Source organism: Serratia sp. 22264 (assembly GCF_052045345.1).
Lineage (GTDB): Bacteria > Pseudomonadota > Gammaproteobacteria > Enterobacterales > Enterobacteriaceae > Serratia > Serratia plymuthica.
The window spans coordinates 1-758 of record NZ_JBQEOY010000020.1 but is presented as its reverse complement, the minus strand read 5'-3'; the positions used below and the strand labels follow the sequence as shown (position 1 = coordinate 758).

Annotated in this window: 1 protein-coding gene; it reads left to right on the top strand. The window is 58.3% G+C overall.

Annotated elements, in window-relative coordinates:
- Positions 1 to 758: HlyD family type I secretion periplasmic adaptor subunit (locus tag ACTJJ1_RS24975; RefSeq protein WP_440835737.1), on the top strand; the 758-nt coding region annotated here is incomplete at both ends.

Genomic DNA, 758 nt, shown 5'->3' with positions numbered 1-758 from the left:
CGGACAGCGCTGAACAGCGAACTGGAAGCCTACCGTCAGTCGATGGCCGGCGTGCGCTTCCAATTGCAAGGGGTAGAAAACGCGCAGGGCAGCCGGCAAATACAACTGCAAAGCTTCCGCGAGCAACTCAATAACATGGCGAGTCTGGTTGCCGATGGCTACCTGCCGCGCAACCGTTATCTGGAAATACAGCGCCAGTATGCGGATATACGCAGCACCCAGGCGCAGTCGCAGGGACAGCGGGGCCAGTTCAAACAGCAGTTGCTGGAGGGGGAGCAAAATATCGCCCGTCGCCAGGCCGACTATCAGAAAGAGGTGCGCACGCAGTTGACCCAGACCCAGATGGATATCGCCGAATACCGCAGCAAACTGACGATGGCGAGCAACGATCTGCAGTATACCGAAATCCGTGCGCCGTTGGACGGCACCGTGGTCGGCCTGAAGGTGTTCACGGCGGGCGGCGTAGTCAGCACCGGCGAACCGCTGCTGGATATCGTTCCCAGCAACCGCCGTCTCGACGTTGAGGTCCAACTGCCGGTGAACCTGGTCGATAAGGTACAGCCGGGTTTGCAGGTCGATTTGATGTTTACCGCTTTTAACCAGAATGCGACACCCAAGGTACAAGGCGAGGTGGCGCTGATTTCTGCCGATCGACTGACCGATCAACGCAGCGGCGAACCTTACTACAACATGAAAGTGACGGTGCCGCAGGCGCAGATTAAGCGACTGGGAGAGAAAACCATTGTTCCCGGCATGCC